This window comes from Bradyrhizobium sp. F1.13.3 (genome assembly GCF_040548265.1).
Taxonomy (GTDB): domain Bacteria; phylum Pseudomonadota; class Alphaproteobacteria; order Rhizobiales; family Xanthobacteraceae; genus Bradyrhizobium.
Window position 1 is genome coordinate 579,624 of record NZ_JBEPRI010000001.1, and the last position, 13,990, is coordinate 593,613.

Annotated in this window: 9 protein-coding genes; 1 reads left to right on the plus strand and 8 read right to left on the minus strand. The window is 65.3% G+C overall.

Annotated elements, in window-relative coordinates; all coding sequences use genetic code 11:
- Nucleotides 1-2: 2 nt before the first annotated feature.
- Genes fdhF through ABIB66_RS02670 form a run of 3 tightly spaced genes read right to left on the minus strand, consistent with a single transcriptional unit; the run spans nt 3 to nt 4,928 of the window.
- The gene (fdhF, locus tag ABIB66_RS02660; protein WP_354206748.1) at nt 3-2,888 is read right to left on the minus strand and encodes a formate dehydrogenase subunit alpha; all 2,886 of its coding nucleotides are present in this window, start codon (nt 2,886-2,888) and stop codon (nt 3-5) included.
- A gap of 10 nt (nt 2,889-2,898) precedes the next feature.
- Nucleotides 2,899-4,455, minus strand: a complete 1,557-nt coding sequence (locus ABIB66_RS02665; protein WP_354206746.1) for a formate dehydrogenase beta subunit — start codon at nt 4,453-4,455, stop codon at nt 2,899-2,901.
- A complete protein-coding gene (locus tag ABIB66_RS02670; protein WP_354206744.1) occupies nt 4,452-4,928 on the minus strand; it encodes a formate dehydrogenase subunit gamma in 477 nt (158 codons plus the stop codon). The genes ABIB66_RS02665 and ABIB66_RS02670 overlap by 4 nt, the downstream gene beginning before the upstream one ends.
- Before the next feature lie 222 nt (nt 4,929-5,150).
- Here ABIB66_RS02670 and ABIB66_RS02675 point away from each other — a divergent pair, with 222 nt between their 5' ends.
- A complete protein-coding gene (locus ABIB66_RS02675; RefSeq protein WP_275167726.1) occupies nt 5,151-6,044 on the plus strand; it encodes a LysR family transcriptional regulator in 894 nt (297 codons plus the stop codon).
- Nucleotides 6,045-6,047: 3 nt separating this feature from the next.
- Here the strand turns inward: ABIB66_RS02675 and ABIB66_RS02680 are convergent, their stop codons facing one another.
- From ABIB66_RS02680 to ABIB66_RS02700, 5 genes are all read right to left on the minus strand, one after another.
- Nucleotides 6,048-8,378 carry a PAS domain-containing sensor histidine kinase gene (locus ABIB66_RS02680; protein ID WP_027569134.1) on the minus strand — a complete coding sequence of 777 codons (2,331 nt, stop codon included), beginning with the start codon at nt 8,376-8,378 and terminating at the stop codon, nt 6,048-6,050.
- A 227-nt stretch (nt 8,379-8,605) separates the two neighbouring features.
- Nucleotides 8,606-9,979 (minus strand): cation-efflux pump, encoded by a 1,374-nt coding sequence (locus ABIB66_RS02685; protein ID WP_354206741.1) that lies wholly within the window; start codon nt 9,977-9,979, stop codon nt 8,606-8,608.
- Nucleotides 9,980-10,202: 223 nt separating this feature from the next.
- Nucleotides 10,203-11,171, minus strand: a complete 969-nt coding sequence (locus ABIB66_RS02690; RefSeq protein ID WP_354206739.1) for a zinc-binding dehydrogenase — start codon at nt 11,169-11,171, stop codon at nt 10,203-10,205.
- Between the two features lie 25 nt (nt 11,172-11,196).
- Nucleotides 11,197-12,192, minus strand: a complete 996-nt coding sequence (locus ABIB66_RS02695) for an NAD(P)H-dependent flavin oxidoreductase (protein WP_354206737.1) — start codon at nt 12,190-12,192, stop codon at nt 11,197-11,199.
- Between the two features lie 1,123 nt (nt 12,193-13,315).
- The gene (locus ABIB66_RS02700; protein ID WP_354254086.1) at nt 13,316-13,966 is read right to left on the minus strand and encodes a hypothetical protein; all 651 of its coding nucleotides are present in this window, start codon (nt 13,964-13,966) and stop codon (nt 13,316-13,318) included.
- Between the last annotated feature and the right edge of the window lie 24 nt (nt 13,967-13,990).

The window sequence follows — 13,990 nt, forward strand, 5'->3', positions numbered from 1 at the left end:
CGCTACTCCGCGGCCTCGGCCGGCGCGATGCGGCGGGAATGCCGCGCCTGCGCGTCGTAGGCCTTCTGCCAGTCAGACGGGCCGTTCGACGGCGAAATCTGCACCGCCGTGACCTTGTATTCGGGGCAGTTGGTCGCCCAGTCCGAATAGTCGGTCGTGATGACGTTGGCCTGCGTGTCCGGATGGTGGAACGTGGTGTAGACGACGCCCGGCGCGACGCGATCGGTGATCTCCGCACGCAGCGTGGTCTCGCCGGCGCGGCTCTTCAGCCGCACCCAGTCCCCGTCGCGCACGCCACGCTGTTCGGCATCGTGCGGATGGATCTCCAGCCGATCCTCGGCATGCCAGACCACGTTTTCGGTGCGCCGGGTCTGCGCGCCGACATTGTACTGGCTGAGAATGCGGCCCGTGGTGAGCAGCAGCGGATAGCGCGGGCCGGTGCGTTCGTCGGTCGCGACATATTCGGTGACGACGAACTTGCCCTTGCCACGGACGAAGCCGTCGATATGCATCACCGGCGTGCCCTCGGGCGCCTTTTCGTTGCAGGGCCACTGCACCGAGCCGAGCTCGTCGAGCTTGGCATAGGAGACGCCGGCGAAGGTCGGGGTCAGCGCCGCGATCTCGTCCATGATCTCGGAAGGATGGCTGTAGGTCATCTCGAAGCCCATGGCCTTGGCAAGGCCGATGGTGACCTCCCAGTCGGCGAGGCCGTTCTTCGGCGTCATCACCTTGCGGACGCGCTGGATGCGGCGCTCGGCGTTGGTAAAGGTGCCGTCCTTCTCGAGGAAGCTGGAGCCCGGCAGGAACACATGGGCGTAGTTCGCGGTCTCGTTCAGGAAGAGGTCGTGGACGATGACGCATTCCATCGCCGACAGTGCCGCCACCACATGCTTGGTGTTGGGATCGGATTGCAGGATGTCTTCGCCCTGCACGTAGATCCCCATGAACGTGCCTTCGACCGCGGCGTCGAACATGTTGGGAATGCGCAGGCCGGGCTCGGGGTTGAGCTTGACGTTCCACAGCGCCTCGAACTGGTCACGCACGGCATCGCCCGAGATGTGGCGATAGCCGGGGAGCTCGTGCGGGAACGAGCCCATGTCGCAGGAGCCCTGCACGTTGTTCTGGCCGCGCAGCGGGTTCACGCCGACGCCGGGGCGACCAATATTGCCTGTGGCCATCGCGAGGTTCGCGATCGCAATCACGGTGGTCGAGCCCTGGCTGTGCTCGGTGACGCCGAGACCGTAATAGATCGCGCCGTTGCCGCCGGTGGCGTAGACGCGCGCTGCTTGGCGCAGATCGTTCGGATCGACGCCGGTGAGGATGGCGGTGGCTTCCGGGCTGTTGTTCGGCTGGGCGACGAACGCCGCCCATTCCTCGAACTCGCTCCAGTCGCAGCGTTCGCGCACGAAGGCTTCGTCGACGAGACCTTCGGTGACGATCACATGCGCCAGTGCCGTCATCACCGCAACGTTGGTGCCGGGCATCAGCGGCAGGTGCAGCGCCTTCACATGCGGCGATTCCACCATCTCGGTACGGCGCGGATCGATCACGATCAGCTTGGCGCCCTGGCGCAGCCGCTTCTTCAGGCGGGAGGCGAACACCGGATGGGCCGAAGCGGGGTTGGCACCGATGACGACGACGACGTCGGTGTCCTCGACCGAGTCGAAATCCTGCGTGCCGGCAGAGGTACCGAACGTGGTCGAGAGGCCATAGCCGGTGGGAGAGTGGCAGACGCGGGCGCAGGTGTCGACATTGTTGTTGCCGAATCCGGCCCGGATCAGCTTCTGCACCAGATAGGTCTCTTCATTGGTGCAGCGGGACGAGGTGATGCCACCGATGGCGTCGCGGCCGTATTTCTTCTGGATGCCGCGCATCCTGTCGGCGGCAAACGAGAATGCCTCGTCCCATGACACTTCGCGCCAGGGATCCTCGATCCGCTCGCGGATCATCGGGTGGAGGATGCGCTCCTTGTGGTTGGTGTACCCCCAGGCGAAGCGGCCCTTGACGCAGGAATGGCCGCGATTGGCCTTGCCGTCCTTGTACGGCACCATGCGGACGACTTCCTCGCCGCGCATCTCGGCCTTGAAGGCGCAGCCGACGCCGCAATAGGCGCAGGTGGTGACGACCGAGTGTTCGGGCTGGCCGATCTCGATCACGGATTTCTCGGTCAGCGTCGCGGTCGGGCAGGCCTGCACGCAGGCGCCGCAGGAGACGCATTCGGAGCCGAGGAAGCTCTCGCTCATGCCGGGCGAGACGCGGCTATCGAAGCCGCGGCCGGAGATCGTCAGCGCGAAGGTGCCTTGCACCTCCTCGCAGGCGCGGACGCAGCGCGAGCAGACGATGCACTTGGAGGGATCGTAGGTGAAGTACGGGTTGGACTCGTCCTTCGGCATCCAGGCGGCGTTGATCTCGCCATTGGACTTGCCGGGTGTCTTGGCGAAGACGTGGTTCTCGCCCTCATAGCCGTAACGCACGTCGCGCAGGCCTACGGCGCCCGCCATGTCCTGCAACTCGCAATCACCGTTAGCACCGCAGGTGAGGCAGTCGAGCGGATGGTCGGAGATGTAGAGCTCCATCACGCCCTTGCGCAGCTTCTTGAGCCGCTCGCTCTGGGTGTGCACGATCAGGCCGGACATGACAGGCGTGGTACAGGAGGCCGGCGTTCCGGCGCGGCCCTCGATCTCGACGACGCAAAGGCGACACGAGCCGAACGCATCAACCATGTCGGTCGCGCAGAGTTTCGGGATCTGATGGCCAGCGTCCATCGCCGCTCGCATGATCGAGGTGCCCTCGGGCACCGTGACCTGGTTGCCGTCGATTGTTAGCGTGACCATTGTTTCCGATTTCGAGCGCGGTGTACCGAAGTCGATTTCTTCGATCAGAGACATTGTCGTTCTCCTATTCCGCGGCCTGAAGCGTGGTCGGGGCCGGGACGAAATCCTCCCGGAAGTGCTTCAATGCGCTGAGCACGGGGTAGGGCGTGAAGCCGCCGAGCGCGCAGAGCGAGCCGAATCTCATGGTGTTGCAGAGATCTTCGACGAGTGCGAGGTTCTCGCTCACGCGCTCGCCGTTGATGATCTTCTCGATCGTCTCGACGCCGCGGGTCGAACCGATCCGGCATGGCGTGCACTTGCCGCAGGATTCGATGGCGCAGAATTCCATGGCGAAACGCGCCTGCTTGCGCATGTCGACACGATCGTCGAACACGACGATACCGCCATGGCCGATCAGGCCGTCGCGCGCGGCGAAGGCCTCGTAGTCGAACGGTGTGTCGAACAGCGCGCGCGGGAAGTAGGCGCCCAAGGGACCACCGACCTGCACCGCGCGGACCGGACGGCCCGTGAACGTGCCGCCGCCGATGTCGTCGACGAGCTCGCCGAGCGTCACGCCGAACGCCGTCTCGAACAGCCCGCCGTGGCGAATGTTGCCGGCGAGCTGGATCGGCATCGTGCCGCGCGAGCGGCCCATACCGAAATCGGCATAGGCCTTGGCGCCCTCGGCCAGGATGAAGGGGATGGCGGCGAACGACAGCACGTTGTTGATGACGGTGGGCTTGCCGAACAGGCCGCGATGCGCGGGCAGTGGCGGCTTTGCGCGCACGAGGCCACGGCGGCCTTCGAGGCTTTCCAGCAGCGAGGTCTCTTCGCCGCAAACGTAAGCCCCGGCGCCGACCCGCACTTCGAGATCGAAGCTGTGCGTGGAGCCACCGATGTTCGCGCCGAGATAGCCGTCGCGCTTCGCAGCCTGGATGGCCGCATTCATCGCCTCGACCGCGTGCGGATACTCGCTGCGGATGTAGATGTAACCCTTGGTCGCGCCGACCGTGAGTCCGGCGGTCGTCATCCCCTCAATGACGAGAAAGGGATCGCCTTCCATGATCATGCGGTCGGCGAAGGTGCCGCTGTCGCCTTCGTCGGCGTTGCAGACGATGAACTTGCGATCCGCTTTCGCCTGCGCGACAGTCTTCCACTTGATGCCGGTCGGGAAGCCCGCGCCGCCGCGACCGCGCAGGCCGGACGCGGTCACTTCATTGAGGATCGCTTCCGAGCCGAGCGACAGCGCGCGCTCCAGGCCCTTGTAGCCGCCATGGGCGCGGTAGTCGTCGAGCGAGCGCGGGTCGATCACGCCGCAGCGCGCGAAGGTCAGGCGGGTCTGGCGTTTGAGCCAGGGAATCTCGTCGGTGGCTCCGAGCCGCAGCAGATGCGGCGTGTTGCTCGCGAGCGCGTCGAGCAGGGAGGGCACATCGGTCTCGGTCACAGGGCCGAACGCGATCCGGCCCTGCGGCGTCGCGACCTCGACCAGCGGCTCGAGCCAGTACAGGCCGCGCGAGCCGGTCCTGACGATCTCGACGGCAATGCCACGCTTGGCTGCAGTCTGCTCCAGCGCCAGCGCGACCTCGTCCGCGCCGACCGCAAGCGCACCCGCATCGCGAGAGACATATAGACGGATGCTCATCGCTGCGCCTCCGCAACGAGAGCATCGATGCGCTTTTCATCGAGTCGGCCGATCAGCCGGCCGTCGAGCATCGCGGACGGCGCGGTTGCGCACAGTCCGAGGCAGTAGATCGGCTCCAGCGTGACGCGGTCATCGGCCGTGGTGTGGCCGAGCGAGACGCCAAGCTTCGCCTCCGCACGCGCAGCCAGCGCGTCACCGCCCGCCGCCTGACAGGCCTCCGCGCGGCAGAGCTTCAGCACATGGCGGCCGGCCGGCCTGTGGCGGAAATCATGGTAGAATGTGAACACGCCGTGCACTTCGGCGCGGGACAGATTGAGCGCCTGCGCCACCATGGGAATGGCTGCCGCTGGCACGTAGCCGAACGCCTCCTGGAGCGAGTGCAGGATCACCAGCGTCGCGCCTTCCTGCTCGCTGTGTTCGGCAATGATCTCGGCGCCGCGCGTTTCGTCCCAAGGCTCAAAAACCGCTGTCATTCTTCGTTCTCAACCGGAGCGTCTGCTCAGGGCAAACTATTTGGAATCATTCGAAGATCAATAAAGCTGTCTCATGCTGCGATTGCGGATTCCGATCGATCTGCCATGGCAATCATTCGATTTGAAATTGCAATTGAAGCCGTCCGCGGGGCGGTTTTTACGTGTTGGGAGGGGGAGGGCATGCTAGCTTGCATGCCGCCACACGATCCGGGGGACGAACGGTTGCTCGACAAGCTTGAACTGCTGCTGGCGCTGGCGAAGGAACGGCATTTCGGCCGGGCTGCCGAAATGTGCGGCGTGACGCAACCGACGATGTCGACCGGGCTGAAGCAGCTCGAGGAGATCCTCGGCGTGATGCTGGTCCAGCGCGGCTCCCGTTTCCAGGGTTTTACGCCGGAAGGCGAGCGGGCGCTGGATTGGGCGCGGCGGATCGTCGGCGATGCCCGCGCGATGCGTGATGAGATCAACGGGCTGAAGCATCAGCTCTCCGGCGAGATCCGTATCGCCGCAATCCCTACCGTGCTGGGCATGGTCGCCGCGCTGACGACGCCGTTCCGTGCCAGGCATCCCGAGGTGCGTTTCCGCATCCAGTCCACCACCTCATCGGAGGTGCTGGGGTTGCTCGAGAATCTCGAGGTGGATGCGGGGCTGACCTATATCGAGAACGAGCCGATCGGCAAGGTGCGCACCATCCCGCTCTACAGCGAGAGCTATCGTCTGCTCACCGCGCCGGATGGAATGTTCGGCGATCGCGAGACGGTGACGTGGAAGGAGGTCGGGCAGGTGCCGCTATGCCTGCTGACGCCCGACATGCAGAACCGCCGCATCATCGACCGCGCGTTACGTTCGGTCGGCGCCGAGGCGACGCCGACCTTGACCTCGAATTCGCTGCTGGTGCTGTTCACGCATGTGAAGACGGGGCGCTGGGCCAGCGTGATGCCGGCCAAGCTCGCCGAGACGCTCGGCCTTTCCGATACGGTGCGCTCGATCCCGATCACCGATCCCGATGTCAATTACAGCATCGGCATGGTGATCCCGCAGCGTGATCCGATGACGCCGCTGATTGCGGCGCTGGTCAACGTCGCGCGGGAAGTCGCGCCGTCGCTGCAATCGTAGCAATCAGGCCGCGGCCGATATTCCGGACGCCGACTTGATCGCGTCGCGGGGCAGGGTGACGCGCACGACCGTGCCGACCTCGAGTTTGGAGCGCAGCCGCATCGAGCCGCCATGGAGCTGCGCCAGCGAGCGAGCAATCGCCAGCCCCAGTCCCGAGCCGTGATAGGTCTTGGTGAGCTGGCTCTCGACCTGCTCGAACGGGCGGCCGAGCCGCGCCAGTGAATGCGGCGCGATGCCGATGCCGGTGTCGGCGATCATCAGCACGATCCTGTCGTCGAGCTGTCGGCTGCGCACCACGATGCGTCCGCCGTCGGGCGTGAACTTCACGGCGTTGGAGAGCAAATTGACGATGATCTGCTTGGTGGCGCGGCGGTCGGCGACGACCGAGATGGACTTTGCGATGTCGGCGTCGAGCGTCAGGTGCTTGTCCTGCGCGCGGCCAGTGACGACTCGCAGGGATTCCGCCAGCGTCTGCGCCAGGTCGAGCTCTTCCATGTCGAGCTTCATGCGGCCGGCTTCGATCTTGGACATGTCGAGGATGTCGTTGATGACTTCGAGCAGATAATGCCCGCTGGTCAGGATGTCGTGGCAGTATTCCTGGTACTTCTCCGAGCCGAGCTCGCCGAACATGCCCGAGCCCATGATCTCGGAGAAGCCGATGATCGCGTTCAGCGGCGTGCGCAACTCGTGGCTCATATTGGCGAGGAATTTCGACTTGGTCTGGTTGGCTTCCTCGGCGCGGGTCTTCTCACGCTGGTATTTCTCGGCGAGATCGGCGAGTTCGCCGGCCTGGCGTTCCAGGGCTGCCTGCGAGCGCTTGAGGTCGATGACGGTGGCGCGCAGGCGCAGATCGTTGTCGACCAGCTTCTGCTCGTGCTCCTTGATGCGGGTGATGTCGGTGCCGACCGAGACGTAGCCGCCGTCCTTGGTGCGGCGCTCGCTGATGTGCAGCCAGCTGCCGTCGTCAAGCTGCGCCTCGAAGGTGCGCGCGCCGGGACCCTGGCTCGCGGTCTCGTTGTGCCGGGTGCGGACCTCGGGCATGCGGCCGACCTCGAGCACGGTCTCGTAGGAGGTGCCTGGGATGACGGCGCTGTCGGGCAGCTTGTGCAGCCGCTGGAAGTGCGAATTGCAGAGCACCAGGCGGTCGCTCGCATCCCACAGCACGAAGGCTTCGGGAATGGTCTCGATCGCGTCGCGCAGGCGCAGATCGGCTTCCACGGTCCGCTCGGCGAGGCTCTTCTGCTCGGTGATGTCGACGGCGATCCCGATCAGGTGAACGCTGGAGTCGGTGGCGCCGCTGGTTTTTTCGCAGCGGACGCGGAGCCAGATCCAGTGGCCGTCGACATGCTGCATGCGGAAGGTCTGGTCGATGTGGTCGATCTTCTCGGAGATGAGCTGGTCGGCGATCTCGAACAGGTCGATGTCGTCGGACTTCACCAGCGCGTTGACCTCGCCGAAGGTGAGGAGTTCGTTGCGGCCGTCGAGGCCGAGCATGGAAAACATCGACTGCGACCAGAAGATGCGGCCGCGTGACAGGTCCCAGTCCCACAGTCCGCAGCGGCCGCGGTTGAGCGCGGTGTCGATCCGGCCGCGCACGGCGTCGTTGATCAGGTCGCCCTCGCGGGCACGGGTGGACTGCCAGTGGAAGGCGAAGCCGAGGATCAGGACCACGAAGCCGGTGGTGGCCGACAGCGTCACCGACAGCGCGGCGTCCGAGCCCCAGATCGGCTCGTTGCGTTCCTGGATCACGGTCACGAAGCCGGGCAGCGACTTGATCTGCCGCGAGGTCGCCATCGCGGCATTGCCGTTCGGCAGCGTCATGTCGGAGATGTTGCCGTCGCGCGGCGGCGCCGCCAGCAGTTGCGCCGTCGTGATTGCGTCGAGCAGGCGGTCGTTGCCCGAGGGATCGCTGTCGACCGGGATACGGGCGAGGATACGACGGTCGAGTCCGGCCGAGGTGACGATGACGTGGCGGCCCGAGGCGGTGCCCCAGGATGGAATGAGATCGGGCAGCAGCGCCGGCAGGCTCTCGATATTTTTCAGCCGCTCCTGTCGCGCAGAGGTGAGGCGGTCGATACGCTCGGCGAGCAGGTCGGCGAGCGCCGAGATGTCGTGGCGGATCACCAGTCGCTTCTGGCGCGTCTGGTCGACGACCTGCACGAACGCGCCGAGGCAGATCGTGATCAGGAACGCGATGATGAGCGTCGGCACGGCACGGCGCAGTGCAGGCTCCGCGATCAGGAGCCGATGATAGGCAGGTTTCGCGATCGATTGCGCCAATCCTTTGATCGAATCGGATTGGACGCACGCGTTCGCGGCGTCTGCACGCGACATGCCTAAAGCCCCCTGGAAACCTGCTTGCAACTGGACTTCGGAAGCAGCCCCACATCGCTTCCGAATCATGGTCGATTTGAATCCAGATTTCGCGAGCTGTCGAGAGTCAACGAATCGTTAACGCGAATTTATTCTTATCCAACGCGCAGTTTGCGTGATGCGCGTCCGCAAACTTACGTGCGCGGCGAGTCCGAAACGAGAACATGTGACTCCTCGCACATTCTCCGTCACGCGCGCGGCGGTTCGGCGTGACTGATGACGCGCTTCACGCTCGGGAACGCGCGCCGCAACGCGCGCTCGATCGCGTCGACATGCTCGTGCACCCTGATCACGCTCATCGACGGCTCGGCGCGGCAGTGGAAGTTGACGATCTCGCCGGCATCGGTGTTGCGGACGCGGACATTGTGGATGTCGTGGATCTCGCCGCCGGCGGTATATTCCGTCAGAGCGGCGGCGATGGCCCGCACCCGTTCCGGTTCGGCGTCGACCCCGAACGGCAGTTCCGGTTCCAGCGGTTCGATGTGGACGTCGACTTCGACGTCCGCGCCGAACTCTTCCTGGATGTTGCGTTCCAGCGTATTGGCGACGTCATGGGCGGCGTCGAGCTGCATCCCGGCGTCGACCTCGAGGTCGATGCTGACGATCAGCTTGGCGCCGAGGTCGTGCACGGTGACGTGGTGGATGGCGAGGCCCGAATTGTGGGCGATGACCATGATGCGGTCGCGCACGGTCTCGTTGTCGCGCGCCACGGGGACTGCGGTGAAGGTGAGGTCGGTATCGCCGAAGGCCTTCTCGACGGCTGCTTGCGCGTTGCGCTTGATGTCCTCGACCCGGTCGATGGGATAAGTCCGCGGCACCTTTGCGATCGTGTCGATAAACGTGGTTGCACCGACCATGCGCACGCGGAGCCGCTCGACGTCGATCACGCCCGGCACGCTGCGGATCGCAGCCGTGGCCGTCTCATGCGCGCCTTCCGGGGCGCGGTCGACCAGCGTCTGCACGGTCGAGCCGGCCATGCGCAGGCCGAGCAGGGCGATCATCACGGCCACCGCGGCGGCGGCAGCCGCGTCGCCCCACCAGAAGCCGAGGCCGGCGAGGATCAGGCCCACGATCACGGCGAACGAGCCCATCACGTCGGAGGCGAAATGCAGCGCATCCGCGGCGAGCGCCTGGCTCCTGGTCTCCCGCGCGGCACGGTGCAGGGCACGGGCGCGCCAGAGATTGACGACGATGTCGATCACCAGCACCACGAACGGCACGGCCGAAATGGTCGGCGGCGCGGTTCCCTCGCGCAGCCGGCTGTAGGCTTCGACCAGGATGCCGCCGGCGAGCACATAGAGCAGGGCGGTGACGCCCAGCGCCGAGACGCTTTCGAGCTTGCCGTGGCCGTAATGATGCTCCTCGTCCGCCGGCTTGTCGGACACCCGCACCACCGCCCAGGTGATGATGGTCGCGACCAGGTCGATCGAGGAATGCAGCGCCTCAGAAATCAGCGCCAGCGAGCCGATCGCGATGCCGACCGCGAACTTGGCCGCCGCCATGCCGCCGCTGGCGAAGATCGAGATCGCTGCGACTGAGGTTTTGTTGTGTTGGCCTGTCATGGCGGGGATTTAGCAGCCCAGGGGTGAACATCAAGCGACGATCCACAGGCGTACACGCTAGTGAGTTGCAGGAGCGGGCGCCTCCACCTCCGTCATGCCCGGGCTTGTCCCGGGCATCCACGATCTTTCTAAATCGCGGGAAAGACGTGGATGGCCGGGACAAGCCCGGCCACGACGAGCTGAGAGAGCGCGCCATATGGCCTCTCGCCGCTGCCCGCGGTCACTAGAGCGTCACCACAATCTTCCCCAGGTGCTTGTTCGCCTCCATGTGCTCGAACGCCTTGTCGATGTCGTCGAAGGCAAACACCTTGTCGATCGGCAGCTGGAGCTTGCGCGACTCGACCGCGCCCCAGATGTCCTTCTTGACCTCGTCGAAGATCTCACGGACTTCCGCGATGGTGCGGGTGCGAAAGGTGACGCCGATGTAGCTGATGCGGCGCGCTGCATGCAGGTCGAAGTTGAAATCGGCGTGGGTGCCGCCGAGCCGGCCGACATTGACGATGCGACCCTTGACCCTGGTCGCTGCAAGGTTCTGATTGGCGACTTGGCCCGAGACCTGGTCCACGATGAGGTCGACACCTTCGCCGTTCGTCGCCTTCAGCACCTCGTCGACCCATGTGGGGTCGGAGGAATCGACCGCGAGGTCGGCGCCATACTCCTTCAGCCGGTCGCGACGAGTGGCATCGGTCGAGGAGCCGATCACGAGCCTGGCGCCCTTCAGCTTCGCAATCTGCATCGCCATCAGGCCGACGCCGGAGCTTGCGCCCTGGATCAGCACGGCCTGCCCGGGCTGCACGCCGCCGATGGTGACGACGGCGTTGTGCATGGTCGCCAGCGCGACGGGCAGGGTGGCGGCTTCCTCGAAGTTCATGTTCGAGGGCGCGCGGAACAGCCGGCCGTGATCGGCCAGCGTGTATTCGGCAAACGCCGCGCCGCCCGAGCCCATGATGCGGTCACCGACCTTGACGCCCTTGGCATCCGGTCCGAGCGCGGCGACCTCGCCGGCCCATTCCATGCCGAGCACGGTGCCGGCGCCGCCGGCCGCGCCATGAGCGTGGCCCTTGCGCATGCCGGTATCGGCGCGATTGAGGCCACAGGCGCGGACCCGGACCAGCACCTGCGTGCCTTCAGGCTTTGGTTGAACGACGTCGGAAATCGTAGCGCCACCAGGGCCGTAGACATAAGCCTTCATGTATTGCTCTCGCTTCTTGCAGTGATTATTCCGCAGCCTGCGCTGTCGGATGAACGATCATGCCTTCGAGCCGGCTGCGGATGATGGCCTCCGCTTCGCGCACGATGCGGGAGATCAGCTCGGCGCAGGTCGGGATGTCCTGGATCAGACCCTGGACCTGGCCCGCCGACCAGATGCCTTCGTCCGAGTTGCCGGTCGCGTAGACCATCTTGCCGCGGGCGCCCGCGACGAGCTCGCGTATGTCCTCGAACTTGGCGCCTTCCTTCTCCATCGCGACAACCTTGGTCGAGATCTCGTTCCTGGCGACGCGGGAGGTGTTGCGCATGGTGCGGAAGATCAGCTCGGTCTCGCGCTCGTCATTGGCGACGATCTTCTCCTTGATGAGCTGATGAATGGGGCTCTCTTTGGTCGCCATGAAGCGGGTGCCCATGTTGATGCCTTCGGCGCCCAGCGCCAGTGCGGCGACCAGGCCGCGGGCGTCGGCAAAGCCGCCGGAGGCGATCATCGGGATCTTGATCTTGTTGGCGGCGGCCGGGATCAAAATCAGGCCGGGGGTGTCGTCCTCACCGGGGTGGCCTGCGCATTCGAACCCGTCGATCGAGATGGCGTCGACGCCCATGCGCTCGGCGGAGAGCCCGTGACGGACGCTGGTGCATTTGTGCACGACCTTGACGCCGTGCTTCCTGAACTCGTCGACATGTTCCTGCGGCTTGTTGCCGGCGGTTTCGACCACCTTGATACCGCTCTCGATGATGGCGGCGCGGTATTCGGCATAAAGCGGCGGCTTGATCGCGGGCAGGATGGTGAGGTTGACGCCAAACGGCTTGTCGGTGAGATCGCGGCAGCGGGCGATCTCCTTCCTGAGGTCCTCCGGCGTCGGCTGGGTCAACGCCGTGATGAAACCGAGCGCGCCGGCATTGGCGACGGCAGCGACCAGCTCGGCGCGCCCGACCCATTGCATGCCGCCCTGGACGATCGGGTGCTCGACACCGACGAGCTTGGTGAACCGTGTCTGCAGCATGATCTGTTTCCTCCGCCCGTGTGGCGTTCTGTTATCGTTTGATGGCGGCAGGATGCCGCCCGGGTCGGGAAAAGTCTATTGGGAGAGCGTGCCGTGGAGGCGGGTCGATCATGCGGGGAGCGGGGGGATTCCGCAGGGCGGATAATTGAGGTGGGTAGCACCGGTGGCGCGAGGGTCTTGTGCGCCGCTGCTTCAACATCGTCATTGCGAGCGCAGCGAAGCAATCCCGGCTGTCCCCGTGGAGGGATTCTGGATTGCTTCGCTGCGCTCGCAATTGACGGAGGATGAGGAGCTTTCGGAGACCATCAACTTGCATTTCCGTCGCAAGACACGCCTTCGCATCCTCGCGGCGTATCCGCCCGAGCTTTGCCTGGTCGCATCACCCTCGCGGTAACAAGGGCGCAGGGAAGGCCGGGCGCCGGCTGGCACCCGCAAGTCCGTGCGCCAAAGGAATGCACACGGGGTGGACCACAGGTCAGCCAATCGCCCGGCCTTCCCTGCGCGATGGTTTACGGTGTACTTCGTGCTCTCCCCGGGGAGCGATGCACTATTGCCCCCGTCGCCCCGCAGATCGCTGATGCGCGCGCCCGGTCGGGCAGCACGCATCACCACAGGACTTGACGCACAGACCCCGGGCGTCAGGACCACACGACTTGACCGTCCGCGCACGTCCTCGCTGGGCCTTCGGGAGCTGGCGTGTGCTCGCACCCGAAGCCATGCGAAGACGCTGTCGGCGCCGTGTCGTAGGCACGAAAGCCTGTGCTCACGGTTTCCCGCCCTGCAAGGCTCGCCGCGCCCGACGCCGTCGCGTCCATCGCTGCCCAACCCGCGGTTCGTGACGATCGCGATCCGCCCCTTGTTCCGGGTCAGGGTATCGCGTACGTACGACAAATCCGAATTTCGGTAAAGCGGAATATTTTTGCGGGCGGGGATTGACAGGCGGGCTGGGAAATTTGCGCGGGTGTTTTGCCCGACGGGCACTCCGCCGATCCATCGTGCCCCAATTGCTTCGGCATCGTCATTGCGAGCGCAGCGAAGCAATCCAGACTTTACCCGGGGAGGGACTCTGGATTGCTTCGCTGCACTCGCAATGACGGCGTCGCGTGGTACGTCCTGGCAGGCTCTATTCCGTCGACAGCCGCACCATCTGGCGGCCGCCGTTCATTTCCTTGAGGCTGTTGACGAAGTTTTCCGGGCGCTGCCAGCGGTTGGGGACCTTCAATCCCATGTACTCGGCGATGTCGCCGATGAACCCGGTGCAATTGGTGGTCTCGGCGTTCCAGACCGGCGAGTTCGCTTGCAATTTCTTGATATAGGCAAACACGCGCTTGGCGTCGGCTTCGTTCAAATAGACGCGGTAGTTCGCGGTCAGGTAATCCGGGTCGAGATCGCCGTAACTCGCGCCGGTCTCCGCCGGCACCCAGGTGAGGTGACCGAGCACATAGGCCCAAGTGTCGCCGGCGGGCGTGAGCCCTGCCACCTCGACGGCGCGCTCGCTGGTCTTGCCGTACCAGACGAAGGCGTGGCCCCAGCTCGCGGCCGTGCGGGCGCGGAAATCGACGTAATACGGACCTTTCTCCGCGCGCGCGACCGCGCGCCGCGTCGTTTGCGGCGCCGGACGTGATGCGGTGTCGGTCGTGGCAAGCGCGTTTGCATCGGCAACGCGCTTGTTCGCTTCGTGGGCCGAAGCCGAGGGTGTCGTACACGCGAGCATGGCCGCGAGCGCGACTCCCGCAAGGATGCAGGGTCCCGATCGATCAGGTTTGTTCGTCACGCTATGCCCCTCGACTGTCGGCCA

Excerpts from the sequence above, each read along its gene's own strand:
- ABIB66_RS02685 (WP_354206741.1), bottom strand. The coding sequence starts at position 9,979 with ATGACAGGCCAACACAACAAAACCTCAGTCGCAGCGATCTCGATCTTC.
- ABIB66_RS02690 (WP_354206739.1), bottom strand. The coding sequence starts at position 11,171 with ATGAAGGCTTATGTCTACGGCCCTGGTGGCGCTACGATTTCCGACGTC.
- fdhF (WP_354206748.1), bottom strand. The coding sequence starts at position 2,888 with ATGTCTCTGATCGAAGAAATCGACTTCGGTACACCGCGCTCGAAATCG.
- ABIB66_RS02670 (WP_354206744.1), bottom strand. The coding sequence starts at position 4,928 with ATGACAGCGGTTTTTGAGCCTTGGGACGAAACGCGCGGCGCCGAGATC.
- ABIB66_RS02665 (WP_354206746.1), bottom strand. The coding sequence starts at position 4,455 with ATGAGCATCCGTCTATATGTCTCTCGCGATGCGGGTGCGCTTGCGGTC.
- ABIB66_RS02695 (WP_354206737.1), bottom strand. The coding sequence starts at position 12,192 with ATGCTGCAGACACGGTTCACCAAGCTCGTCGGTGTCGAGCACCCGATC.
- ABIB66_RS02680 (WP_027569134.1), bottom strand. The coding sequence starts at position 8,378 with ATGTCGCGTGCAGACGCCGCGAACGCGTGCGTCCAATCCGATTCGATC.